At 43.0% G+C, this 24,609-nt stretch carries 23 protein-coding genes and 3 other annotated features; of the genes, 18 read left to right on the top strand and 5 right to left on the bottom strand.

The window, feature by feature from the left end:
- Positions 1-35: 35 nt before the first annotated feature.
- Positions 36-1,031 carry a diaminopimelate epimerase gene (gene dapF / locus SLH55_RS09725; protein WP_320323309.1) on the top strand — a complete coding sequence of 332 codons (996 nt, stop codon included), beginning with the start codon at positions 36-38 and terminating at the stop codon, positions 1,029-1,031.
- A 53-nt stretch (positions 1,032-1,084) separates the two neighbouring features.
- Here the strand turns inward: dapF and SLH55_RS09720 are convergent, their stop codons facing one another.
- Positions 1,085-2,923: a DNA ligase D gene (locus tag SLH55_RS09720; RefSeq protein ID WP_320323308.1), complete on the bottom strand. Its 1,839-nt coding sequence runs from the start codon at positions 2,921-2,923 to the stop codon at positions 1,085-1,087.
- A 140-nt stretch (positions 2,924-3,063) separates the two neighbouring features.
- Here SLH55_RS09720 and SLH55_RS09715 point away from each other — a divergent pair, with 140 nt between their 5' ends.
- Positions 3,064-3,894, top strand: a complete 831-nt coding sequence (locus tag SLH55_RS09715) for a Ku protein (protein ID WP_219168192.1) — start codon at positions 3,064-3,066, stop codon at positions 3,892-3,894.
- A gap of 34 nt (positions 3,895-3,928) precedes the next feature.
- A complete protein-coding gene (locus SLH55_RS09710) occupies positions 3,929-4,594 on the top strand; it encodes a phosphatase PAP2 family protein (RefSeq protein ID WP_219168191.1) in 666 nt (221 codons plus the stop codon).
- Positions 4,595-4,637: 43 nt separating this feature from the next.
- Here SLH55_RS09710 and SLH55_RS09705 read toward each other — a convergent pair whose 3' ends face one another.
- Positions 4,638-6,188, bottom strand: coding sequence for a hypothetical protein (locus SLH55_RS09705; RefSeq protein WP_219168190.1), 1,551 nt, complete (start codon positions 6,186-6,188; stop codon positions 4,638-4,640).
- Positions 6,189-6,524: 336 nt separating this feature from the next.
- On the opposite strand from SLH55_RS09705, the gene SLH55_RS09700 reads away from it, so the two are divergent.
- The 12 genes from SLH55_RS09700 (at position 6,525) to SLH55_RS09645 (ending at position 18,130) form a co-directional block, all read left to right on the top strand.
- Positions 6,525-6,800 (top strand): YhdT family protein, encoded by a 276-nt coding sequence (locus tag SLH55_RS09700; protein ID WP_219168189.1) that lies wholly within the window; start codon positions 6,525-6,527, stop codon positions 6,798-6,800.
- Positions 6,793-8,232: a sodium/pantothenate symporter gene (panF, locus tag SLH55_RS09695; protein ID WP_219168188.1), complete on the top strand. Its 1,440-nt coding sequence runs from the start codon at positions 6,793-6,795 to the stop codon at positions 8,230-8,232. The genes SLH55_RS09700 and panF overlap by 8 nt, the downstream gene beginning before the upstream one ends.
- 78 nt (positions 8,233-8,310) lie before the next feature.
- Complete coding sequence (locus SLH55_RS09690) at positions 8,311-9,807, top strand: FAD-dependent oxidoreductase (protein WP_219168187.1); 1,497 nt, start codon at positions 8,311-8,313, stop codon at positions 9,805-9,807.
- 48 nt (positions 9,808-9,855) lie between these two features.
- On the top strand, positions 9,856-10,713 hold the full coding sequence (locus tag SLH55_RS09685) for a GNAT family N-acetyltransferase (protein WP_320323307.1): 858 nt from the start codon (positions 9,856-9,858) through the stop codon (positions 10,711-10,713).
- A gap of 93 nt (positions 10,714-10,806) precedes the next feature.
- Positions 10,807-11,052, top strand: a binding site (T-box leader).
- A gap of 52 nt (positions 11,053-11,104) precedes the next feature.
- Positions 11,105-11,350: a binding site (T-box leader), on the top strand.
- Positions 11,351-11,422: 72 nt separating this feature from the next.
- The gene (trpE, locus tag SLH55_RS09680) at positions 11,423-12,814 is read left to right on the top strand and encodes an anthranilate synthase component I (RefSeq protein ID WP_219168185.1); all 1,392 of its coding nucleotides are present in this window, start codon (positions 11,423-11,425) and stop codon (positions 12,812-12,814) included.
- Positions 12,811-13,422, top strand: a complete 612-nt coding sequence (locus SLH55_RS09675) for an anthranilate synthase component II (RefSeq protein ID WP_219168184.1) — start codon at positions 12,811-12,813, stop codon at positions 13,420-13,422. Before trpE ends, SLH55_RS09675 begins: the two co-directional genes overlap by 4 nt.
- Positions 13,394-14,419: an anthranilate phosphoribosyltransferase gene (trpD, locus tag SLH55_RS09670; protein ID WP_219168183.1), complete on the top strand. Its 1,026-nt coding sequence runs from the start codon at positions 13,394-13,396 to the stop codon at positions 14,417-14,419. The genes SLH55_RS09675 and trpD overlap by 29 nt, the downstream gene beginning before the upstream one ends.
- Positions 14,420-15,208: an indole-3-glycerol phosphate synthase TrpC gene (gene trpC, locus SLH55_RS09665; protein ID WP_219168182.1), complete on the top strand. Its 789-nt coding sequence runs from the start codon at positions 14,420-14,422 to the stop codon at positions 15,206-15,208.
- A complete protein-coding gene (locus SLH55_RS09660; RefSeq protein ID WP_219168181.1) occupies positions 15,205-15,816 on the top strand; it encodes a phosphoribosylanthranilate isomerase in 612 nt (203 codons plus the stop codon). Before trpC ends, SLH55_RS09660 begins: the two co-directional genes overlap by 4 nt.
- Before the next feature lie 28 nt (positions 15,817-15,844).
- Entirely contained in the window at positions 15,845-17,047 is a 1,203-nt protein-coding gene (gene trpB / locus SLH55_RS09655) for a tryptophan synthase subunit beta (protein ID WP_219168180.1), read from the top strand.
- Positions 17,040-17,828, top strand: coding sequence for a tryptophan synthase subunit alpha (trpA, locus tag SLH55_RS09650; protein WP_219168179.1), 789 nt, complete (start codon positions 17,040-17,042; stop codon positions 17,826-17,828). The genes trpB and trpA overlap by 8 nt, the downstream gene beginning before the upstream one ends.
- A 146-nt stretch (positions 17,829-17,974) precedes the next feature.
- On the top strand, positions 17,975-18,130 hold the full coding sequence (locus SLH55_RS09645; protein WP_171050748.1) for a hypothetical protein: 156 nt from the start codon (positions 17,975-17,977) through the stop codon (positions 18,128-18,130).
- 51 nt (positions 18,131-18,181) lie between these two features.
- Here the strand turns inward: SLH55_RS09645 and SLH55_RS09640 are convergent, their stop codons facing one another.
- Complete coding sequence (locus SLH55_RS09640) at positions 18,182-18,778, bottom strand: class I SAM-dependent DNA methyltransferase (protein WP_219168178.1); 597 nt, start codon at positions 18,776-18,778, stop codon at positions 18,182-18,184.
- A gap of 131 nt (positions 18,779-18,909) precedes the next feature.
- Positions 18,910-19,172, top strand: a binding site (T-box leader).
- Between the two features lie 57 nt (positions 19,173-19,229).
- Here SLH55_RS09640 and metG point away from each other — a divergent pair.
- Together metG and SLH55_RS09630 are read left to right on the top strand one after the other, a co-directional pair.
- On the top strand, positions 19,230-20,879 hold the full coding sequence (gene metG, locus SLH55_RS09635) for a methionine--tRNA ligase (protein ID WP_219168177.1): 1,650 nt from the start codon (positions 19,230-19,232) through the stop codon (positions 20,877-20,879).
- Position 20,880: 1 nt separating this feature from the next.
- On the top strand, positions 20,881-21,369 hold the full coding sequence (locus tag SLH55_RS09630; protein ID WP_219168176.1) for a metallophosphoesterase family protein: 489 nt from the start codon (positions 20,881-20,883) through the stop codon (positions 21,367-21,369).
- A gap of 33 nt (positions 21,370-21,402) precedes the next feature.
- Here the strand turns inward: SLH55_RS09630 and SLH55_RS09625 are convergent, their stop codons facing one another.
- Together SLH55_RS09625 and SLH55_RS09620 are read right to left on the bottom strand one after the other, a co-directional pair.
- Positions 21,403-22,230 carry a GNAT family N-acetyltransferase gene (locus SLH55_RS09625; RefSeq protein ID WP_320323306.1) on the bottom strand — a complete coding sequence of 276 codons (828 nt, stop codon included), beginning with the start codon at positions 22,228-22,230 and terminating at the stop codon, positions 21,403-21,405.
- Positions 22,231-22,390: 160 nt separating this feature from the next.
- On the bottom strand, positions 22,391-23,452 hold the full coding sequence (locus SLH55_RS09620; RefSeq protein ID WP_219168174.1) for a DUF3900 domain-containing protein: 1,062 nt from the start codon (positions 23,450-23,452) through the stop codon (positions 22,391-22,393).
- A gap of 148 nt (positions 23,453-23,600) precedes the next feature.
- On the opposite strand from SLH55_RS09620, the gene SLH55_RS09615 reads away from it, so the two are divergent.
- Positions 23,601-24,587 carry a cation diffusion facilitator family transporter gene (locus SLH55_RS09615; protein ID WP_374939769.1) on the top strand — a complete coding sequence of 329 codons (987 nt, stop codon included), beginning with the start codon at positions 23,601-23,603 and terminating at the stop codon, positions 24,585-24,587.
- The last annotated feature ends 22 nt before the right edge of the window (positions 24,588-24,609 follow it).

Here is a 24,609-nt window from a genome sequence, read left to right as displayed (position 1 = left end):
TAGTTTACTAGTAAATTACCGTGGAGGGATTCACGATGGACTTGAATCTAATTAAATGTCATGGATCTGGGAATGACTTTCTACTTATTGATGAAATGACGAATGGCTATGACTTTACCGATGAAGCAAGACAAAACCTTGCCCTTGCATTATGTGATCGCCGATCGTCTCTTGGGGCTGATGGCATCCTATTTGTATTAGCAAGCGAGAATTGCGATGCCAGAATGCGGGTCTTTAATGCAGATGGTTCCGAGGCATCGATGTGCGGCAATGGCCTGCGGTGTGTGGGACGCTATGTATGCGAACTCCTGGACAAGGAATCCATTATTATCCAAACGATGAAAGCCAATCTCCGGGTGTCATCACAGGAGTCCATATTTGAAAACATCCCGACGTATAATGTGGAAATTTCTCCTGTCCTTTTTGGATTAAATCAACTGCCGATGAATATGGATCGTGAAACATTGTTAAATGAGAGCATTCCAGAGATATCAGATCGCTTGACATTCTCTGCCCTGGCAGTGCCGAATCCTCATTTAATCAGTGTTGTTGGCACAGAGCATATTCTCTCGAATGAGCAGAAGAACATTTCTGAGACGGTGAATGGACCAAACAACCTTTTCCCTGATGGGGTCAATGTGAGCTTTGTTCACCCGTTGGAAAAAGGTTCCATCTATGTGCGGACGTTTGAAAGAGGCGTTGGCTTTACAAACGCATGTGGAACAGCAATGTCTGCTTCGAGTCTGGTGACGTGCCTGCTGGAACAGAATGAGTTCGGTAAAGAGATCGAAGTATACAATAACGGAGGGAAAGTCCGTGTTATTGTGAACCAATTGGGTGAAGGACAATACAATATGGAGTTAATCGGGAATGCAACGTATCTGTATCAATCTCAAATTGAATTGTCGATTTCACATCCCGAGGATTTTCATGAAGTGTCCAGACAGGCATTTACGGAAGAAGCAACTTATGAACTTCTTCAAAATCATGCTAAATCCATCGTTGAAAGCAAAGTGTTCATGAGTGCATGACTTTCCAAAATAGTAAAGAGGGTTCCCCATATTAGATAGGGGCACCCTCTTTCTTAATGTTTGGCCCTGTTCTTCAAGAAGTCGATCACCTTCTGAAATGGCTGGTCTGTTTTTACCGTCTCGAACCGATTAAACGGGCATCCCTTCTGTTGTATTCTCCTCAAAACCACATCCATCGTAAAATGTTCAGGGTGAAGATCCCCGTTTACTTCATCCCACCATAGGGGAGTGGCGACTAAGGCCTTTTCGTTTCCCCTTAATGAGTAGGGTGCAATGATGGTTTTGCCTTCCCCGTGCTGAATATAGTCAACATACAGTCTGCCTTTCCGATTCTTCTTTAAACGTTCAATCGTGAAATCATCGGGGTAATTGGTCACCAGATAGTGGGCAATGAATTCAGTGAATAGACCGGTGTCTTCCCATGTGTAGCCGGCAGGAAGGGGGATATAGACTTGAAGCCCCTTGTTGCCAGACGTTTTCACAAAACTATGCAAGTTCAATCCGTCGAATAATTCCTTCATGATTTTTGCTGCTTTGACCGCAAGTTGAAAATGGTCTCTCGTTGGAGGATCTAAATCAAATACTATTTCACTGACAGTGTTCTCATTCGCTTTTTTAAATGGAATGTGAAATTCAAGTGCCAGTTGATTTCCAAGCCATATCAACGTTTCAAGATTATTGCATAGGGTGTAGTGAATTCCATCCTCTTCATATGTTTCGACAAACTCAGGGGAATAGTCGGGAGTGTTTTTTTGGTAAAAGGATTCACCAAAGATACCATGTGGAAACCGAATGCAGGTCAAAGGGCGATCCCTCATAAATGGTAAAATCATCAGTGATACCTTTCGAAGAAACCGGATGTAATCCAGCTTTGTCATTTGAACTTCCCGAAACAATTCCTTCTCAGGGTGGGTGATATCCACTTCACGGGGAAGTGAGGCTTCGTCTTTCTTAAATTGTTCGAATGTGCAATCTTCCGGTGCAGTGGAAAATAGGAACCGCTTAAAATGTGGTTCCCGGAGTTGTCCTTCATGATAGTTCAAATAGGAGATTTCCACGGTTATGGCCGGATCTATATACATCAGGGAGTGTCTCTTCTCTGTATAATTTTGTTTAATGCTTGCTTTTACGATCCTTTTCTCTTCAGGTGAGAGACCAAAGTGAAATAATCCAATCGACACGATATGTTGGTCATGGAATACACCAATATGAAAATAATCATTATCCTCGTCCAGTGCAGTGATAAAACATTGACACCTCTTCCAATTTTTACTTTTGATCCAATTCGTGCTTCGTTTTCCTGATTCCCATTTACTGTCTTTCCTTTTGGCGATAACCCCTTCCCCTTCTTCCTTTTCTACACGTTCCCAGATCTCACTCAGGTCTCTGAAATAAGGGACCATCTGTATGGAGGAAAGCTGAGAAGGAGAGGGTTCCAAAGGTAATTTCAGTTGTACAAACACTTCTCTCAGTTTCTCTTTTCTCTTTAGGTATGGCTCATTAATGTAGGAATCCTGTCTAAACTGAAGCAAATCAAATGCTAGAAATGTAACAGGTCTCCTGGTAGCTTCGCGATGTATTTTCTGAGTATTTCTCATCCTGCCCCTCACTTGAAGTTCATGGAATTCGGTACTGAAGGAAGAGCGTAATAACACGATCTCACCATCCAGAATAAGGGGAGCGGGAAAATTCTTATTGTTCAGTAATGATTGGACTTGTTCTTTGATTTCAGGGAAATGGTGAAGAAGATCTTTTCCATTCCGACTTTCAAGAGTGATCTCATCATGGGAGAGTATGGAAAGAATCCCTCGAAATCCATCATATTTCACTTCGTAATGCCACGTTCCTTCCGCTGGTAAATCAGGACGTAAAGTAGGGAGCATCGGTTTCATATTTGTCACCTTGATTTTTAGTAGTAGTGTGTCCTTATTTGTAGTGATTTATTTCCAGATGTTTAGGGGGATGAAGAGAGTTAGGTAACTAAATGATATGAATAAGGGATTAGTTTATATAAAGGAGGGTATTGAAAGATATGCATACCATTTGGAAGGGTTCCATCAGCTTTGGGCTGGTGAACATCCCCATAAAACTTCATGCCGCTACAGAAGACCGGGATATCAAGCTGAGATCACTTCATAAAGAATGTCATACACCGATCAAGTATGAGAAAGTTTGTCCTGCGTGTGAAAAGGAGTTGGATCAAACCGATATAGTGAAAGGCTTTGAGGTGACGAAAGGTAAATTTGTCGTACTGGAAGATGAGGAATTGAAAGAGCTGAAAGAAGCGAGCGGTGATAAAGCTGTTGAAATTGTCGACTTTATTAAAATAGAGGAAATCGATCCGATATTCTTTGATAGAAGTTATTTCGTTTCTCCCAATGATGGCGGGAAGAAAGCATATTCCCTGTTAAGAAAGGCGTTACAGGAATCAGGTAAAGTAGGGATTGCCAAAATCACCATGAGATCGAAGGAGCAGCTTTCAATTGTTCGGGTATATGAACAGACTCTCGTCATGGAAACCATACATTATCCTGATGAGGTAAGAGGGACCGGTGATGTACCGAACGTTCCTGAGAAAGATGAAATTACCGATAAAGAGCTTCAGACTGCCACAATGCTCATCGATCAATTGACGACTGAATTTGAGCCTGGGAATTATAAGGACAAGTATCGAGAACGATTGAGTCTATTGATTGAATCCAAACAAACAGGGGAAAAAATGGTCACATCCAAAGAAAAAGAACCAAAAGAAAATGTGACGGATTTAATGGCGGCGCTCCAAGCGTCCATTGATTCGTCCAAGCCAAAAAAGGAAAAGAAAACAACGAAAAAGAAAACGACTTCAAAGAAAAAAGCTCAGTAGATAAGGAGTCGAGTATTAGAGAGAGGGAGAAGCTTTGAAGGAGAAACGAATTGAACAAACCGTCTTTGTCGCTGTATCCCTGTTATGTCTTATCATATTCACGTGGGGATTCGTATCCATCGTGGAAGAATGGAAGGAAAATGAAATCGCCCAATTTGATGATGTAGTATTTGAGATCGTCAGGGGGACGATTTCAAATAAATTAACGGAGATCATGACGTCCATCACCTTTTTAGGCGGAATAAAGGGTATCACGGTTTTTACCATATGTGTGGTACTCATCCTTTTGTTTCAAAAAAAGTATCCACTTGCTTTGTTCGTAGCGATTACGATTGTTACAGGGGCCGGATTCAATGGGTTATTAAAGTGGATATTCAAACGGGATCGACCTGATATCGAGGCGTTGATCCAACAGGGAGGATACAGCTTTCCAAGTGGGCATTCCATGAGCTCATTTATCTTCTATGGCTCACTTGCATTCATTCTGTTCCGTGCCTTTGATCGTAAACGATACAAATGGGTAAGTGTGATCGTCGTGGCGATCCTCGTCTTATTAATAGGACTGAGCAGGGTGTATCTTGGAGTCCATTACCCGAGCGATATACTTGGAGGATTCACTGCCGGGGGTGCATGGTTGACTTTATGCATCACGATCTATATGTACTTCTACAAACGGAAACATTGGAGAGAAGAAGAATAGAACGTAAAAACGCTCAGGATTCCTATACCTGAGCGTTTTACTATTAAAACAAATTAAAAATATATGGTCCGATGGAGGTTACATAAAGGAGAATATAAATCCCCATAAAGTAAAAGACACCTCCGAATGTCCCCCAATCAGGGTCTCTCCCCACCTTCCAAAGCAGCGCAGTGAGGACGCTTATGACCAATAACAGAACGTACTCACTTCCAGAGAAGGTGAGGTAAGCCGGAGCAGAAAAATAGAAATAATCCCCCATGGCTTTACTGATGAACGTCAAAGGCATGAGAATGAAAAGGATGATGGAAGCATATTCCACCCAATTGATTTCTTCCTTTTCAAAAATATTCGGTTTGAACATATAAAGAAGAATCAGTACAAAAAGGGAAGGAAGAACCCAATAAAACGAAACCAAAACGGTGATCAAGCTGCTGAATAGCATAAGTACAGCATTATTTATCGCTTCTTTGACACTTCGTTTTGACCACTCCGTACTCTTGGCTATCGCTTGTTCATTTTTTGATGCACCGAATAACTCGTAATAATCACCGTCATAGTCCAGCCATGAGATACTCTCGTCTGACAGTTGGATGGGTGAATAGGTAAAATGCTTGGTTGTACTGACTGGCGAAGCCACAATTTCAGTAGAATCGTTGAATGGAGCTACATATAGGCTGATGGCATTCTGCCCTCCGACCCTATGACTCTCGGATGTAAAGAGGATGGATGGCTTTTCATCAATGGAAGCGAACTGTACCGATCTCGGGCTTTGCAACTTAAATCCTGATTGTTCGTTCGTGAATTCCAGTTTTGAAGGCTTGATCATCGAAGTTCCAATTTCCTCAATCGGTGTTTTCAATTTAAAGATCTTATAGGAAAGAGTTCCTTGAGACCTCATCTCTTCATTGTATAAAACGATTAATTGATCATCTGCCGTTGAAAAAGACAGGCCAGTCATATGTTGGTTCGTTGCTGAATTGACTAAGGAGAAGGGACTCTTCACCAATTGTAATCCTTCGTTCATGAAGTAAAGGAGAGAGTGTGTATCATCCTTCATGATCTGTATGATGGCACTTCCGCCATTATTAATAAACGCATCCTTTACCTCACCTTTGAACCTGAAAACTTCCTTGGTAGCTAGATCTTTAGGAGAAAGAGAATAAAGGACCTCACCCTTCCAGTAAAGAATGGAATTAGGTGACGTGCTGATTCCTGTCACTTCTTCATCAATGGTTCTTGCTTTACCGTTCTCAATGGAAGTTAACTCTTCCCCTTTTACTTGTATAACCTTTTGGCCGTCTGTCCAGAACGGCTTACCACGGGTTACACTGGTGTGAAGGGTGCTTTCTTTCTTAGGGTTCATACTCTCATCGAAAGAATATTGAACGACCTCCCCGTTGCTTGCAAGGAATAGTCCTTCTTCACCAAAAAAAGTAAGCGGACGCACTTCGGAACTGTAGTCCAATGGAATGGACCTGCTCCAATCGGGATCCGGCTGTTGTTTGACATTCTGCAGCTGATGGAAGAAAAGCGCTCCTATGCATAGTAGAACTAAGACGATTGGTATTCCAAAAGCTTTTAATTTTGTTCTCACAATGATTCCCCCTTTTCTATCTCTTTAAGAGTGAGTACAATTTAGAATTTTACCACAATTCTTTTTGCAATTCACCAGAATTTTCCTATAAACATTCATTCTTTTTTGTTGACTTTTAATAATACAGACATTACAATGATATTGAAAATCATTCTCATTGAACAAAAGAGTTCCCCCTCTTTCATACTAGAGAGAATGGTTCATGAAAACCCCCCTTTTATTAGTTCGTAAAGACAGGCCTGAAGCAGTTGCTTCAGGCCTGTCTTTTTCTTGCATTTCCTATAATCCTGTCGTAAATTGTTAGAGGATGTTTATTTAAAGGAGGGAAAAAGGGAAGTGAACGATAAAGACGATAAACGGTTTCGGATTGCCAACCACGAAGCATTGATTGGTATTGCACTCGTTCTTATAAATTTTTTATGGTGGTATGGCTTTGCTTTCGGGATCGGGGAGCAGCCTGTTTCAGATTACGATTGGATCCTTGGTATGCCTGCATGGTTCTTCTATAGCTGCATCATGGGATTTCTCCTTATGGTCATATTGGTGATCGTTGTCGTTAAATTCCTTCTGACTGATATTCCTTTTGACGAGGAGGATGATGATCATGAATAGTATGGCTTTGATACCTTTATTTGCCTTTCTAATTTTGATTTTCATAGTAGGAATCTATACAGCAAGAAATGTTAGTAAATCAGAATCATTTGTACAGGAGTATTTCCTTGGGAGCCGTGAACTCGGAGGATTCATCCTTGCGATGACGATGATCGCCACATACGGAAGTGCCTCTAGCTTCATCGGTGGTCCGGGCGCTGCATATACATATGGTTTATCATGGGTGCTTCTTGCCATGAGTCAGGTGGTGACTGGATACTTTGTCCTCCTCATTCTGGGGAAAAAGTTTGCCATCATGTCACGAAAGTATAAAGCCGTTACATTAATCGATTATTTACAGGGGCGGTATGGGAGTAATAAGATTACGATCCTGTCTGCAATCAGTATCATCATATTTCTATTTTCAGCCATGATTGCCCAGTGGGTAGGGGGCGCACGGCTTATTGAATCGTTGACGGGATTGAGCTATGAAGCGGCACTTTTCCTTTTTGCTGTTTCTGTGCTTGTGTATGTCATAATAGGCGGTTTCCGTGCAGTTGCCATCACTGACGCAATCCAGGGAGTTGTCATGCTAGGAGGGACCATCATCCTGCTCGTTGCTACCATCGTGGCAGGTGGGGGCATGGAAAAGATCATGCTTGAATTGCAGGCTGAAAACCCAAATTTATTAAGTCCTCATGGACCGAACGGTGAACTGAGTGCCAGGTATATTTCCTCCTTCTGGATTTTAGTGGGAGTGGGTGTCGTTGGACTTCCTCAAGTAGCTGTAAGGGCCATGAGTTATAAAAATTCACGTTCCCTGCACAGGGCTTTGATCATCGGTACGATTGTCGTTGGTTCGATCATGCTTGGCATGCATCTCATCGGTGTACTTGCAAGAGCGGTCGTGCCGGGAATTGAAGTGGCGGACAAAGTCATGCCACTACTTGCGCTTGAAGTGCTTCCACCATGGCTTGCGGGGATTGTACTGGCAGCCCCAATGGCAGCGATCATGTCGACGGTGGATTCTTTGCTATTGATTGTATCGTCAGCGATCGTAAAAGATGTATATATGAATTTCATCAATAGGGATGCAGAAGAGAAAAAGATTAAGAAAATTAGCTTCTGGGTGACGAGTGTAACAGGGATTCTGGTTTTTCTTATGGCATTAAGTCCGCCTGAATTGATCATTTGGCTCAATTTGTTTTCGTTTGGGGGGCTTGAAGCGGTGTTCATCTGGCCAATTGTTTTAGGCCTGTACTGGAAAAAGGGAAATGGTCCGGGAGCGCTTTCTTCCATGATTTCCGGGCTTTTGGCATATGTTTCATTCCATAGCTTTGCCCCGAACTATCTGGATATGCATACGGTCATCTTTCCGATTATCATCTCCTTCTTCATGTACGTATCGGTATCTCTGGCCACTCAATCGAAACATAAAAACGGATGGGTTTAACCGACCCATCCGTTTTTGTGTTTACAACGACAAAAGAGTACATTGGATAGTAACAAATGACGGATTGGGTGAAGAAGGATGGAAAACACGGTTGTCGTTGTCGGAGGAGGGATTGGGGGGCTGACCGCTGCAGCCCTCCTTGGAAGTGCAGGTTATCATGTACAACTACTTGAAGCCTCCCGGGAATGGGGAGGATGTGCAGGTAAGTTCCAACGGGGGAAAGCACTGTTTCCTGTCGGGGCGACCCTTGGCATGGGATTTGAAAAAGGGGGTATTCATCAGCGTATCTTTACATACCTGGGAATTGAATTCCCGCCTCATTTGCTGCTTGAGAGGGTGATGGAAGTCCATCTTCCTGATCATACCCTGACTTTTCATCGGAACCGGGAAATTCATGTGAATGAATTAAAGAAAGCATTCCCAGAAATAGCAAATCAAATCAGCCATTTTTTCAGGGAAGTGTACAGGATTGCAAAGGAAATACGGAAATTAATGGGTGCGCTTCCGGCTTTACCGCCTCAAACAATGAGAGAATGGTTGGAACTCGTTGTAAGTCTGCGTCCAAGATCATTGACCCTTCTTCCATTTTTTAAAGAATCGATGTCTCACTTACTGAAGAAATACAATCTACATGATCATTCTTCCTTTAAACACTTTATTGATGGGCAGCTGATTGACAGTATGCAGGTGGGGAGCGATCATTGTTCATTGTTGTTGGGATGCCTGGCCCTGGATATCTATCATGAAGGTGCCTTTTACCTCGAAGGCGGGCTTTACCAGATTGCCCATAAGCTTGTCAACGCAGCAGAATCTGTCGGTGTCAACGCTTCTTTGGGGAGGAAGGTGGTCGATATTGACCGCGATGATCAAGATCAACAGTGGGTAGTAAGTGATCATAGAGGCAATGAATACAGGGCAAAACACGTCATATGCAACGTACCGGTGCAAGCCCTTGAAAGTCTGTTTCCTTCAAAATATGGTGCAAAATTGAAAAACTATCTGAAAGGAAAAGATCTCGAAGCGGTGTGGGGGACGATGTCACTTTACATATTACTGAAAGAAGAAGTGCTGCCGGATGATCTTCCATTGTTTTCACAAGTTTGTACTATTCAAAATGGGAATATGACGGAAGGGGACCATCTATTTTTGTCATGGTCGCATCCGGAAGATCGGAATCGTGCCCCAGAAGGATTCAGGACCTTGACCGTTTCCACACATACGAGTTTAAACAATTGGAATACGAAAGAGAAGTATGATTGCTATAAGGAGCAGCTTCAAGAGAAGATGCTGGATTCAATAGAGGCGGTCATACCTTCTATCAGAAAAGGCATTGTAGAACTCTACCCAGGTGCGCCTAAGGCGTGGGAACGATTCACAGGTCGACCCGGGGGAATTGTTGGTGGATTCCCCCAAACCAATGAGTATGCCCTCTTCAAGAGCCTTTCCCACAGGACGCCACTTAAGAACATCTGGGTTTGTGGTGATTCCGTGTTTCCTGGTGCAGGGACCATCGGAGTATCTGTCAGTGGTTACCATGTCTTTCACTCCATTACCGGGAAAAAGCTTCCTGAATAAAGCAGGAATTATCATAGAACATGTCGAATGTTGTGTTGGGGTGATAATATGTATAAGCTGACACAGTTCAAGGATCCAATTGCCTTCTACGATAAGGTACATTCCCTGTTAATGGAGGATGAGGCGGCGAATAACCTGCCATTGGGCTTATTGAATACGATGAAAACGAGTGACAAATATAAAGACCCACTGCTTCTTTTAGTGGAAGATGAATCCGGCTTGGTGGTGGGATCATTCATCATGACGCCACCCCATTACCTTGTCAGTACTCTGAAAGTAGAAAAAGAAGAGATTAAAGGAATTACAATACTACTCAAAGACTTCTGTGAGGATGTTCATCTATCGATTCCAGGTTTTGTTGCCGAAAAGGAAACGGCGCTTCAATTGACTCGGGAGTGGAGTCACGTTACGGGAGCGAGTACCAGTATCCGCATGAACCAGCGTGTGTATCAATTGAATAAGGTGAAAGATATCCCGCTTAGCGAGGGACAAATGGTTCCCGTATGCTCTGGTCAGGAGAGGTTGTTGGCCAAATGGATCAGTGAATTTGTCGCCGATACAGAAGTGGTATCTATGTCAGGAGACGAATCGCTGAAAAGGGCGAAAGACATGATTGAGAAGGAAGCATATGTTTTCTTTTGGGAAGTGGACGGCCAGCCTGTTTCCATGGCAAGGGGGGCAAGAAGAACGGAAAATGGAATTACTGTCAATTTTGTTTATACCCCTAAAGAATTCAGGAAAAAAGGATATGCATCTTCTGTTGTAGCCGAACTCAGCCGCCTTTTATTGAAGGATCATTCTTTCTGTTCCCTGTATACGGACCTGGATAATCCCACGTCCAACAAGATCTATATAGAAATCGGATATCGGCCGGTTTGCGATTCGATGATGATTTCCATAGTGTGAACCATTAACCAAAATGTTGAATATAATTTATTTGAGAAATAGTTGACATCGTGATAAAAAGAGATTAGTATAATAAACAATTAATTAAATGAGCGATTGGCTTTGACGAAGAGGAGTACCTATAATCGACACTGCAGAGAGCTGGTGGTTGGTGTGAACCAGTGTGAACGGTCATAGGGAATGGACTTCCGAGCTTCCAAACCGAAACGTTAGGAGTAGGCTTTGGCGAATGTCTTATCGTTACAAAAGACGCGTATTAAAAGCATTGTGCTTCGATACGATTGAGTGGACTGCCGAGGCAGTCAACAAAGGTGGCACCACGGGTATCCCGTCCTTTCTTTTTTTCGAAAAAGATTAGGATAGGGATGCCCTTTTTTTATAATTACATAGTGATAAATCGTTGAATAAGAGGAGTACATTCAAGTGATGCCTAACAGGGAGTTAAGGATAGTGAGACCTTAGCATGATAGCTTGTCTGGAATGGACTTATGAGAGATGATCTGAATGAAGTAGGATCATACGGATTTCCACCGTTAATAGGATAGAGTATCGGGTGATATACCCCGTACTTGAAACAAGAGGGGATATAGATCTATATCCCAATAGAGGTGGCACCGCGGTCAGCATCGTCCTCTATGAACAGATTTTTCTGTTCATAGGGGACTTTTTTTATGGGATTTTATGGTGGAGAATTGGAGGCAAAAAGATAATGAAACAGCAGGAATTGAATTATATGGTGAAAGAATTGAATGGTGATATGTATACACCTATCTCACTCTTTCAATCCCTTGAGGGCAAGAAAAAGTTTTTATTGGAGAGTTCCCTCAAACATGAACAATCCGGACGATATTCATTTGTAGGAAGCGATCCATTTTTAGAATGCAAGGCATACGGAAATGACGTACAGATCAAACGAACGTCTTCAGATCAGGTAGAAGAGCGGACGGGGGATCCGATAAAGATCATTCAACATCTTATCCCCCACCAGCAAAAGGATATTCCATTTCCTTTTGCTGGTGGAGGGATCGGGTACCTGGGTTACGATGTGATCAGGCAGTATGAGGATATCGGAAAGACTCCATCTGATGAAATGGAAATGCCGGACATCCACCTTATGTTCTATGAAAAGGTCATCGTCTTCGATCATCTAGAGCATAAAGTATTTATCGTCGTGATGGATGAATGGACCGGGGGGGAAGGAGAGGAACTGGAGGATAAGATCAAGAAGCTTGAGAATGAACTTACCGGTGTGTATTTACACACACATAAAGAAAAACTTGACCGCCTCAGCTTTCGTGCTCAAACGTCGAAAGAGGAATTCATGAATAAGGTGGAGAAGGCAAAGCAATCCATTATTGAAGGAGAGATCTTTCAAGTGGTACTTTCGCAAAGACTTCAGGCTCCATTTTCTGGTGAACCATTTTCATTTTATAGGAGCTTGAGAAAATCAAATCCATCACCCTATATGTTTTTTATTGATTTCGAAGACTACATCGTTTTGGGTGCTTCACCGGAAAGTCTATTGAAAGTCCAGGGTGACGAAATAACGACAAATCCGATTGCAGGGACAAGGCGAAGAGGGACAACAAGTTCTGAAGATTTGGAGCTGGAGAAAGAACTTTTGTCAGATGAAAAGGAAATTGCCGAACATCGAATGCTCGTTGACTTGGGCAGAAATGATTTAGGCAGGGTTTGTACAGTCGGCTCCATCCATTTATCCAAATACTTAACCATCGAAAGATATAAATATGTGATGCACATCGTTTCAGAGGTAAAAGGAGAATTGAAAGGTGATGTGACCCCTTTAGAAGCATTAACAAGCTGTTTGCCGGCAGGGACGGTCAGCGGGGCACCGAAAATCAGGGCAATGCAGATCATCAATGAACTTGAATCGACAAAGCGGGGAGTGTACTCGGGAGCGGTTGGATATATCGGGATCAACGGGAATCTGGACTTTGCCCTGGCCATCCGCACAATGGTCCTGAAAGATGGCATTGCCAATGTTCAGGCGGGTGCAGGTATCGTATATGATTCAGATCCTGAAAGCGAATATGAAGAAACGCTGAATAAGGCAAAATCATTATTGGAGGTAACAGGATGATTTTACTCATTGATAATTATGATTCATTTACGTATAACCTGTATCAATATATAGAAGAGCTTGGAGAGAGGGTGGTTGTCAGGCGGAATGACGCAACTTCACTTGAAGAAATCAAGAAACTAAATCCTTCAGGTATCATCCTTTCACCGGGACCGGGAAAGCCCGAACAAGCGGGAATCTGCATATCCATTATCCAGAATCTTCACTCTAGTGTGCCGATTATGGGGGTATGCTTAGGTCATCAAGCGATCGGCGCCGCCTTTGGGGCAACTATTGAATTGGCCGATAACGTGATGCACGGGAAGACTTCCCTCATTAAACACAATGGCAGCGGAGTATTCGAATATCTGCCTCAACCACTTGAAGTCATGAGATATCACTCTTTGGTGATTAAGAAAGGGACGTTGAAAGCTCCCCTGGAAGAGGTTGCCCATTCTATGGATGACGGGGAGATCATGGCCATCAAGCATATGAAATATCCATTGTACGGGGTTCAATTCCACCCTGAATCGATCGGGACGAAAACGGGCAAGAAAATCATACAGCATTTTATAGACGAAATGAGAAAGGGGAATAACCGTGAAAAACTATCTGCAAAAGCTATCTGACGGTCATTCATTAGAAAAAGATGAGATGAGAGGAGCTGTTCAGGAATTATTAAGGGAGGAAACGACCGAGAGTCAAATCGCATGTTTCCTGACGCTGTTGAAGATGAAGGGAGAAACGGTGGAGGAAATGACAGCCCTGGTTGAAGTGCTTCGAGAGAAGGCTCTGCCGGTAAAAAGCACGTTGAAAGGTGTACTGGATAATTGTGGAACAGGGGGAGATGGTTCCCAGAGTTTTAACATCAGCACGACGAGTGCATTCGTATTAGCGGGAGCAGGCGTCAAAGTGGCAAAGCACGGAAACAGGAGCATATCGAGCAAAACTGGCAGTGCTGATGTATTAGAACATCTTGGCGTATCCCTGGACTTCGGGGAAGATGAAGTGGAAAATCTTCTGAATGGAACCAATATCGCCTTCCTCTATGCCCCCCATATCCATTCAGGGCTAAAGAAAATCATGAAGGTCCGGAAAGAATTGAAAATCCCGACCATCTTTAATCTGATTGGTCCATTAACGAATCCCGTTCAATTGGAAACACAGCTTGTCGGGGTGTATAGAAGAGATAAACTTGAAACGATGGCAAATGTTTTACATGAATTGGGAAGAAAGCGGGCAATCGTTCTGAATGGGGCGGATTACATGGACGAAGCGTCCCTTGCAGGTGTAAATCATCTTGTCCTTTTGGAGGATGGTGAAATCAGCTCATTTACGCTATCCGGGGACGAGGTCGGGCTTCCTTCTTATACCCTTGAAGAGATAAAAGGAGGAGATGCAAGGGAGAATGCCCGTATCTTACAGGACGTCTTACAAGGAAAAGAAGGAGCCTATACTGATACGGTCATATTCAACGCAGGAATTGCTTTAGTTGCCCATGGTAAAGCTTCGACCTTTGCAGAAGGTGTAAAACTGGCTAGGGAAAGTATAGAAACCGGACGGGCAAATGAAGCGCTCGCATCCCTTGTACACTATAGTCGACAACGAAGAAAGTTGGTGATTTGAATGGCAACCATTTTAGAAACCATCATTAAAAAGAAGAATGAAGAAGTGAAGGAGTTAAAACAATTCGGATATACTACCTTTCAGTATCAAGGCACCCACAACCATTCATTATATGAAACTCTAAAATCCGCTTCGTCACTTCAGGTGATAGCAGAAATCAAACGGGCTTCTCCATCTAAAGGAGATATTCGAACTGAAGTGGATCCCGTGTCACAAGCCGCTATCTATGCAGAAGCTGGAGCATGCGCCATTTCTGTTCTGACGGATACACCATTTTTCAAAGGGAGAATGGAGGATCTTGCAAATGTTCGAAGAGCCGTCTCGATCCCGATTTTATGTAAAGATTTTATCATTGATGAAATCCAGATCGATCGTGCCAGGGATGCAGGGGCAAACGTGATTCTGTTAATTGTGGCGGCCCTGGATTTCACCAGGATGAAAGAATTATATTGTTATGCCACAAATCTTGGACTGGAGGTTCTTGTAGAAGTTCACAATGAGGAAGAAATGATAGAAGCTTTAGAACTCGGTGCTACGATCATCGGAGTAAATAATCGTAACCTGAAAACCTTTGAAGTGGATCTTCTCATTACAGAATCTCTGGCATCGATGGTGAAGGGCAGGGAAGTCGTCCTCGTAAGTGAAAGTGGGATCAGGGATGAGTCGGATTCAAGGAGAGTGAAAGACGCAGGGGCACAAGGGATCCTCGTCGGGGAAACGTTAATGAGGAGTAAAGATCCAGCAGCTACCCTCACAGTTCTCCAAGTTGAAAAAGGTGAGATGAAATGACGAAAGTCAAAGTCTGCGGCATCAGGAGGCAGGTAGAAGCCGAGTGGGCATTAGAAGCGGGAGCTGATGCGATAGGGTTCGTGTTTGCCGATAGTAAAAGGAAAGTCGATGTGGAGAAAGCGGCCGAGATCAGCAAAGCCGTTTCTCCAGACCTATTGAAAATCGGTGTATTTGTAAATGAAACAAAAGAAAGAATGGAAGAAATCTTTCATCTCGTTCAGCTCGATTATGTGCAGCTGCACGGAGATGAATCAGTGGAATTCTGTGAAACTCTCAATCTTCCTTTTATCAAGGCGATTTCGGTGAAGGAAAGAAAAGATATAGACGGGATTGAGGGATTTCCTGGTGAAATGATTTTGTTGGATAGCGGAAAGGGACCCCATCGTGGAGGCAATGGCACCACCTTCAATTGGGATTATGCACATTCAATCAATATTCCCCAGCATCTGATTCTTGCAGGAGGATTAAATCCGGACAATGTAAGGGAAGCCATCATCAAGGTCCGTCCCTATATGGTGGATGTCTCGAGTGGGGTTGAAACCGAAGGGGAAAAGGATCGCTTAAAGATAGAGTCATTCATCAAGGAAGTAAAATCGGTGCTTGAATAAAATGAAAATAGTGAACGGAGGAAGAAGAATGTTATATGCGCAACCAGATCAGAAAGGACTGTTCGGTCAATTCGGTGGGAGGTTCGTTCCTGAATCATTGATGAAAGCTGTACAGGAGCTTGAAGCCGCTTACGATGAAGCAATCAATGACGAACATTTTCAAGAGAAGCTGCAGAGCTACTTAAAGGATTATGTAGGAAGGGAAAATCCTCTCTACTTTGCAGAAAACCTTAGCAGGCAGGTAGGAGGAGCCAAAATCTATCTTAAGCGGGAAGATCTTAATCACACCGGTGCACATAAAATCAACAACACCATTGGTCAGGCCCTGCTTGCTGAACGGATGGGAAAAAGAAAAGTGGTAGCGGAAACAGGAGCAGGCCAACATGGGGTCGCAACCGCCACCGTATGTGCTCTATTGAACCTTGATTGTGTCATTTTCATGGGAGCGGAAGATATCCGCAGGCAGAAGCTGAACGTATTCAGAATGGAGTTGCTCGGAGCAAAGGTAATCAGTGTCACCCAGGGAAGTGCCACATTGAAGGATGCCGTCAATGAAGCGCTGCGTTACTGGGTTGCCAATGTAGAGGACACCCACTATATCATGGGGTCCGTTTTAGGTCCACACCCATTTCCTAAGATGGTCAGGGACTTCCAGAGTGTTATTGGAAAAGAAACAAAGAAACAATTCTTTGAAAAAGAAGAATGTCTCCCGAATGCCATTGTGGCATGTGTCGGGGGTGGAAGCAATGCCATTGGGATGTTCCATCCGTTTATTGAAGACAAAGAAGTCGACTTATACGGTGTCGAGGCAGCCGGAAGCGGTGTTGAAACAGAAAAGCATGCAGCCACTTTAACGAAAGGATCCGTCGGAATCCTCCATGGAAGCATGATGTATCTCCTTCAGGATGAAGAAGGGCAAGTACAGGAAGCCCATTCCATTTCAGCTGGTCTTGACTATCCTGGTGTGGGACCTGAGCACAGCTATTTAAAGGAGATTGACAGAGTCCGTTATACTTCCATTTCCGACAGTGAAGCGCTCGAAGCATTTAAACAATTATCTCAGACCGAAGGGATCATTCCAGCTCTAGAAAGCTCCCATGCCGTTGCCTATGCGGTTAAAATAGCGGAAGACATGACAAAGGACCAATCGATCGTCATTTGTTTATCAGGCAGAGGGGATAAAGACGTTGAACAAGTAAAAGAATTATTGGGAGGTAGTCAGCATGGGTAAGACATTTCTGGAAAACACCCTTCAAGCCGAATTGAAACGGGGTAATAAACTGTTCATTCCCTATGTAATGGCGGGAGACGGTGGCATTGAAACGTTGATATTAACTTTAAAGAAGTTGGAAGAAGCTGGAGCGACAGCCATTGAAGTAGGTATTCCATTCTCAGATCCAGTCGCCGATGGACCGACGATCCAAGAAGCGGGTAAAAGGGCGCTTGAGAAGGGCACTACACTTCGAAAGGTGTTCGATGTATTAAAGAAACGAAGAGAAGAAATCGGGATCCCCCTGATTTTTATGACCTACATTAATCCAATATATAAATATGGTGTAGAACGCTTCTTTGGGGATTGTAAAAACGCCGGTGTTGACGGAGTAATCATTCCCGATCTGCCGCTGGAGCATTACGAATTGGTTAAAGCATCTTCCCGAGATAAGGAAGTTGCAATCATTCAGTTGGCAACACTCACCAGTCCTTTGGAAAGAGTGAAAGAATTGGCTTCTGTAACAGAAGGATTCCTCTATGCGGTCACGATTAATGGAATTACAGGAACAAGAGAGGGATTTGCAGAGGATATATCCCTTCATTTAAACAAGCTTAAGAGCAACAGTCCGGTTCCGGTTCTGGCAGGATTCGGGATATCCAGCCCTGATCATGTTCGCAGCATGAGTGAAAACTGTGATGGGGTAGTGGTTGGAAGTAAGATCATAGACCTTATTCAGCAAGGCTCATTTGATGAAATCAAGGAATTAATCGGGGCATCGAAGGGGATTTTTCACGCGTGAAAACATCCATTTTGTAAATAAATGTAGAAGTTGATGAACAGAGTCTAAATGAATGTTAAATAAAGGTAAATAGTCTTCTAATACTCTAAAAAATCAGTATGATAGAGATGTAGTTGAACAAAGCATCATAACAGGAGGCTATTAAAATGAAAAGTATGAAAAAGTGGTTATTAATGTTAATGACAGCACTATCAGTAGTAACTTTTGCAGCCGGATGCAGCAGCGACACAGAAGATGACACAGGAACAGAAGAGAACATGGATGAAGAAAGTAATACAGACGAGAGCAACACCGAGGAGTAAAAGATCTACAGCCGATCCTTATAGGGTCGGCTGTTTACTTGGCAGGATGAATTATTTTACACCTTTAACGGAGACAGTCAGTGAAGGATTCGCATCTTTATAGGAAACAGTAATATTTTTAAAACCGGTGTTCTGTAAAGCCTGTGAAATCTCCGCTCCATAGACTCGAGCTTTGCTGTCCCGCTCTTCATCTCCCCGGGGCTGAACGGTAATGAGCAGTGTGCCATCCGTTTTAAGCATCTTGTATAAATGGATGAGTGCCTGCTTCTGGTCATTCCATAATGGGTAGTTATTGACGGAAAGGATTCGATCGTACTGAACATCATTTAACTCGAATTGACTGATATCCTGAACAAACAGGCGAACCCTGCCTTTCTCTATGGCTTCTTCATTCTTGCTTTGGGCGGTTTCTTTCATGGTATCGGAAATATCGACGCCATCTACAAAGGAACCCGGATAGAGTTTGGAAATCCGCCGGATACAGTATCCTGTACCATATCCAACTTCAAGAATGCGTTCACCGTTTTGGATGGCCAGTTGCTTAATGGACCAGTTATTTATCTTCCGATTATCAAACTCCATCACCTTTCCCACAAACCAGCCTAGGAACCCTTTTGGACGCTTGAAGTGCTTTTGAATTGAAAACAACGGGACATCACCTCTATTCACTTTTCCTTCAAAAGGGATTCGTCCCTTCACTATTCCACTATTTCTTGTGAATAAAACCTAAGAATTTATGTTGCATTTTTTTGGAATAGTGGCATAATATAATCAAATTACTTTGTGCGTTGATGAGAAGAGTACTTAGTCGGTCCCTTTATCAGAGAGCTTCGGTAGCTGAAAAGAAGCAAGGGTACTTCCTTAGGAAAATGGTCTCGGAGCATTCTACTCGAACCAATATGGTGTAGGGTAGAACGGGGGTGGGCGTCCGTTATCATTGCCACGGTATAAGGGCTTTTCTTCCCCGTACTTGTTGAGGTAGTCTTGCGTGAGCAAGCTATAAACTAAGGTGGTACCACGAGCTTAACCCCTCGTCCTTGGATGTCTTTCGATATCTATCAGGACGAGGGGTTTTTATTTATATCGAGGAGGAAACAATATGACTGTTTTCATAGGTGGGGCTTGGCCATACGCCAATGGCTCCCTGCATTTGGGGCACATCGCAGCATTGCTGCCGGGGGATATCATTGCCCGTTATTATAGGTTGAAGGGGAAAAAGGTTCTCTATGTGTCAGGAAGCGACTGTAATGGTACACCGATTGGAATCCGGGCGAGACAAGTTGGAGTGACGGTTGAAGATATAGCTGATCGATATCATGAAGAATTTATCCACTGCTTTCAATCACTGGGATTCAGCTATGATCAGTATACCAGAACGGATCAGCCTCAGCATCATGAGGAGGTACAAAGGATCTTTACCCTCCTGTATGAAAATGGATGGCTTTATGAAAAGGAAATAGAGCAAGTGTACTGTGTTCACGATCAGCGATTCTTACCGGACCGATTCGTGGAAGGAACCTGTCCGGTCTGCGGTTCGAAGGCGAGGGGAGATCAATGCGATCAATGCTCCACTGTATTGGATCCAACAGACTTATTAGATAAAAGCTGTAAACTTTGCGGGCATAAACCGGTTCTTAAAACGACCACACATTTATATTTTGCTCTCTCCAAGTTTCAACAACCCTTACAGACGCTACTAAATGAACATAAAGGAAAGTGGAGGGAAAATGCCGTCCAGCTTACAAGCCGCTATCTTGAAGAGGGACTGAAGGATCGGCCGGTTTCAAGAGATTTGGAAAATGGAGTGGAGGTTCCCCTCGAAGGCTTCCGTGACAAGATGATCTATGTCTGGATAGAAGCAGTGTGTGGATATTTGAGTGCATCCAAGAAATGGGCTGGAGAAGCAAACGATCATTGGAACGAATATTGGGATAAAGATTCCGTCTCTTATTATGTGCATGGAAAAGATAATATTCCTTTTCATACGATCATATGGCCAGCCATACTTATGGGCATGAATGAAGAAATGAAATTACCGGATCACATCGTTTCAAACGAGTATCTGACATTGGAGAAAAGAAAAATATCGACGAGCCAAAATTGGGCTGTCTGGCTAAAGGATCTTTTAACCGATTACCATCCTGATACCATTCGCTATTTTCTTACGATCAACGCACCTGAAAAGAGGGATGCTGACTTTTCTTGGAGGGAATTTATTTATAGTCATAACAGTGAGCTTCTTGGCGCTCTCGGAAATCTTGTTCAACGTACAGTGAAATTCTATAAGAAAGAGTTCGGTGACAACCTAATAGTAACTAGTGTAGACGAGATAGTAGAACGTAGAGTGGAAGAGGTATTCACTTCTGTAGGCAAATGGATTGAAGCAGGAAGTACAAGGCAGGGACTCGAGGAAGTATTTGAATTCATTCGGTGGTCGAATAAACGTTTTGATGAAAAGAAACCATGGGTAATAATGAAAGAAAATAGGGGAGATGGGAGAAAGGTGCTCGAAGAATTCATCTATATCATCAGTAATCTGAGAAGCATCCTTGAGCCCTTTCTACCTTTCACAGCTTCAAAGGTCGGGGAACAGTTAGGCATGACCCAACAACCGGTTTGGGGGAATGCATACCTCCCTTTGAAGTTAACGATAGAGAATACATTACCATTGTTTACCCGGATTGAATTGGAATCGATCGATAAAGAACGGGAAAAGCTGATTGAAAAATCCAATGTCAAAGGAGAATGAAATGAAAATCGTCATTGTATCTGACACTCATATGCCGAGCAAAGGGAGGGGGCTCCCTCCTATCCTTCAGAAAGATCTTATGGAGAGCGACCTCATCATTCATGGAGGAGATTTTGGGACTTATGATGTTTATGTAGAATTTATGGGATACGGGGAATTGATTGCCGTTGTCGGAAATATCGATGATTCTGAACTTCAATCTCTTCTCCCAAAAAGAAGGATCATAGAAAGAAAAGGCATGAAGATTGGTATAACACATGGGGACGGGAAGGGTAAAACCACTGAAAAAAGGGCTTTGGAAGCTTTTGAAGGGGAAGATGTGGATGTGATCATCTTTGGTCATTCCCACATCCCCTTTTCCCGATTTATGAAAGGGATTCTTCTGTTCAATCCCGGGTCCCCCACGGATAAACGAAAGCTTCCATACTATTCCCATGGTGTATTGACGATTGAGGAGACTTGGAAGATAGAGCATGTATTTTATGATTAGTAAGGAGCAGTGGCCGAATATGCCACTGTTCATTTATTGGATAGGGTATTGAAAATAATCCTGACGATAGATGATTTGAAAACCACTGGATTCATAAAGTTTCAGCGCCTTGGAATTGGTGGCTGCTACGTCCAAATATATGTCATCCGTCCATTTCGATTCCTGCATCACCACTTGAGATAATGCTTTCCTCCCGATTCCCTTTCCCTGAAATGAAGGGAAGATGGCAAAACCATAAATGGAGCTTTTTTTGTCCATTCTTTGAACTCTTATCTTTCCTATCGTTTTTTCACCGTACATGATCATGAGGTTGCCTGACCTGGATTCTGCGAATAATCTTTTGGTGTACATTTGAGCATCGCTTCTGACTATTTGGAAACATTTTTCATCAAGGTCAATGATTGTTTCAATATCGTGTTCATCCGCCACTCTTAAAACGACAGTATCGGTATTTGGGATGAGGTCTTTCTTATTCCACTTCATTTCGTATTCCGTGAAATCATAAGCTGCTTTTGTTTGGGATATAAATCCTTTTCCAGAAGCAGAAGAGCCCGGAACATTGAGTAAGAGCTTGTGGACACTACGGGATTTTAAAGAGTGTAGAGCCTTTTGAAGGAGTTCTTGAAACCGGTGCTGACGGCGGGAATCCGGATGGATCATTCCGCATATTTCATACGAATCTCCAAATCCATAAATACCTAAAAATCCAATCAGTTTATTATCCTTGTAAAGAAGGAAATCATCTTGATCATTCTCTCTCTTTTTAAGCATTTCCCAGTTTAATTTTAAATTTATGCCTTCAAACGTTTCGCAGACATTCTGCAGATCCTTTATATCTTGAAGCTGTTTCGAAGTAAGCATTTGACGTCCCCATTCTTTCAAAGAATAAAACATTTACTTACTAAATTTTATTTTATTATCCATATTTTCACAAGGGTGGAGCGTAGATTTAAAGAAATAAAAATAGGTTCAACACACGAATATCCATGGGAAAAGCCATGCTCTTCTACATGGCTAATAATTATTCTTTCTCTTGTATACGCTGAATCACTTCATGCAGGTCATCGGGCTTTAAAAATTCCAGAGGGGAAAACCCTCTTTCAAACATGACCGATTCGCTTTCAATCATCAAGACATAGCGCCCATTCACTTTTGCTAAATGAATGTTGTCCCCAAAGTCTGAAAGGAGGGCTTTGACTGACACATGATCAAGCTTCACTTTCAGTTCCACTTCAGGGGACTGCTCGACGATTTGAGAAGTGGCTTCTACGACTTGTTCCGTCGTGAATCGTTCCTGCAGTTCACGCTTTGGGCTGATCGCCCATTCTTCCACGGCTTCTTCAAATTCGATCCGTTCGTCACTTTCTTCCGCGTACGTTTCAGATATATGTTCCTTCACCATTCCATACACTTGGGATTTGACGATTTCTGGCATGGATTTTTCATACTCCACCCATTTCAGGAAATCTTCAAAGTACCTCGCATGTGACGCTTGATGGATCTTGATTTCGGCTGAATCCATCATACCTTCTTCAGGCATGTAGGGATATTGGATCGATTTCATATTTTTTGTCGTAATCGCCATTTCTACATTGTGGATCAAGGTTGCTTCATCCGTGATGGTGGCAACTTTTGGTTCAAAATCACATTTCATGATGAACAAAAAGGGATCATCAAAAAATTTCGTCAGCTTTGCTGAAGCTACCAGAAATGCTCCGCCTCTAATGGCGCTCGCTTCAATATACATTTGGACAATTTGATCGCACTCTTCTCGAAACGCTTCTGCACTCTCTGCGTACCGGGTTCGGTGGAATAAATTATAGTTTGGATTCGAGGTCAATTCATGACCGGGCTCTACAACAAAGCGGCCAATCTTAGTTGGAGCTGATTCTGACTTGGAATGCCTGTCAACCTTACGTTTGACGATCTTCGTCAGTTCTCCGTCAAGAAAGCTTTTCAGGGGGCTTTCTTCATATTCAGCCCCGGTTAACGTTTGAAAGTGTTTATGTCGTTTATCTGCTTCTTCCCCTTTGCCTTCAACCTGTATTAAATAAAAGGAAAGGTGCTGTATCGTAAAATCCATGATATTTACTCCTAACTAGATTGGAAATCGTATGTATACATACTTATTGTATCAGTATAGAAAAGCTCAAAAGGTTCGTCAATTGACTTATGAAAGTACAGACTTTAGAGATACTACGTATTAGGTGGATAAAACGTAAGGGGTGATCGTGGTGAGTAATGAGTCTTTTCTTTCGCTAGTGAAAAAAGGCAATAAATCTTCCTTTTTTGCAATGGTAGGGAACGGGATCCTGGCAATCGCAAAGGGGGCAGCTTTCCTATTCAGCGGGAGTGGGGCCATGTTTGCATCGGCTATGCACTCATTGGCCGATGCAGTCAATCAAGGTTTTGTGTTTATCGGAAGTGTTCTTTCAGAAAAAAAGCCGACAGAAAAGTTCCCGACAGGTTTCGGCCGTGTCATCAATTTATTCTGTATGATCGCGGTTATCGTCGTATCGGTTATGGCATATGAGACGATCCGTGAAGGGTTTCACCTTCTCAAACACCCTGCAGAAGTAAAAGGAATCTGGATCAATGTTTCAGTGTTGCTGTTAAACATCGTCATTGATGGAACCATTCTCTTTAAAGTCATGAAGGAAATCGGGCAGGAAGCTCGTGTGGAAAGCAGTGGAGCAGGTATTGTCACCGGTGCGTTCAAGCATGTAAAACGGGCTGCACCACCAACAAGGCTCGTATTTTATGAAGACCTGGTAGCTGTATCCGGGGCAATCCTTGCGCTGATCGCCGTACTTGTCTCTTATTTCAGCACGATTCAACTATTGGATGGGATTGTGACGATCTTGATAGGATTCCTGATGGTGGGTGTAGCTTTTCGGGTAGGCTACGATAACATGGTCGGTCTGATTGGAGTTGCTGCTCCTAAAGAAGTTGAAGACAGGATTGCTGCTGCCATCTTTGAACATGAAGCAGTCATCGATATCTTTAAGTTGAGAATCACCCAGGAAGGGCGCTATTACCATGTAGAATCCTATCTTGAATTGAAGAAGGGGCTGCCACTCTCAGAAGCGGATGACATTAAGTTTGCCATCCAGGAGAAATTAATTGCCGATCCTGATATCGCTGATGTCACTTTAGGCATCATTGAGGATGACGGTATCCAAGAATGGAAAGGGACACATTCCCATGAAATGTCATAAGGGATATCCGGCTGAGCATTCC

It is taken from the genome of Rossellomorea sp. YZS02, from assembly GCF_033963925.1.
Classification (GTDB): domain Bacteria; phylum Bacillota; class Bacilli; order Bacillales; family Bacillaceae_B; genus Rossellomorea.
This window is presented reverse-complemented; position numbering and strand designations above follow the sequence as displayed.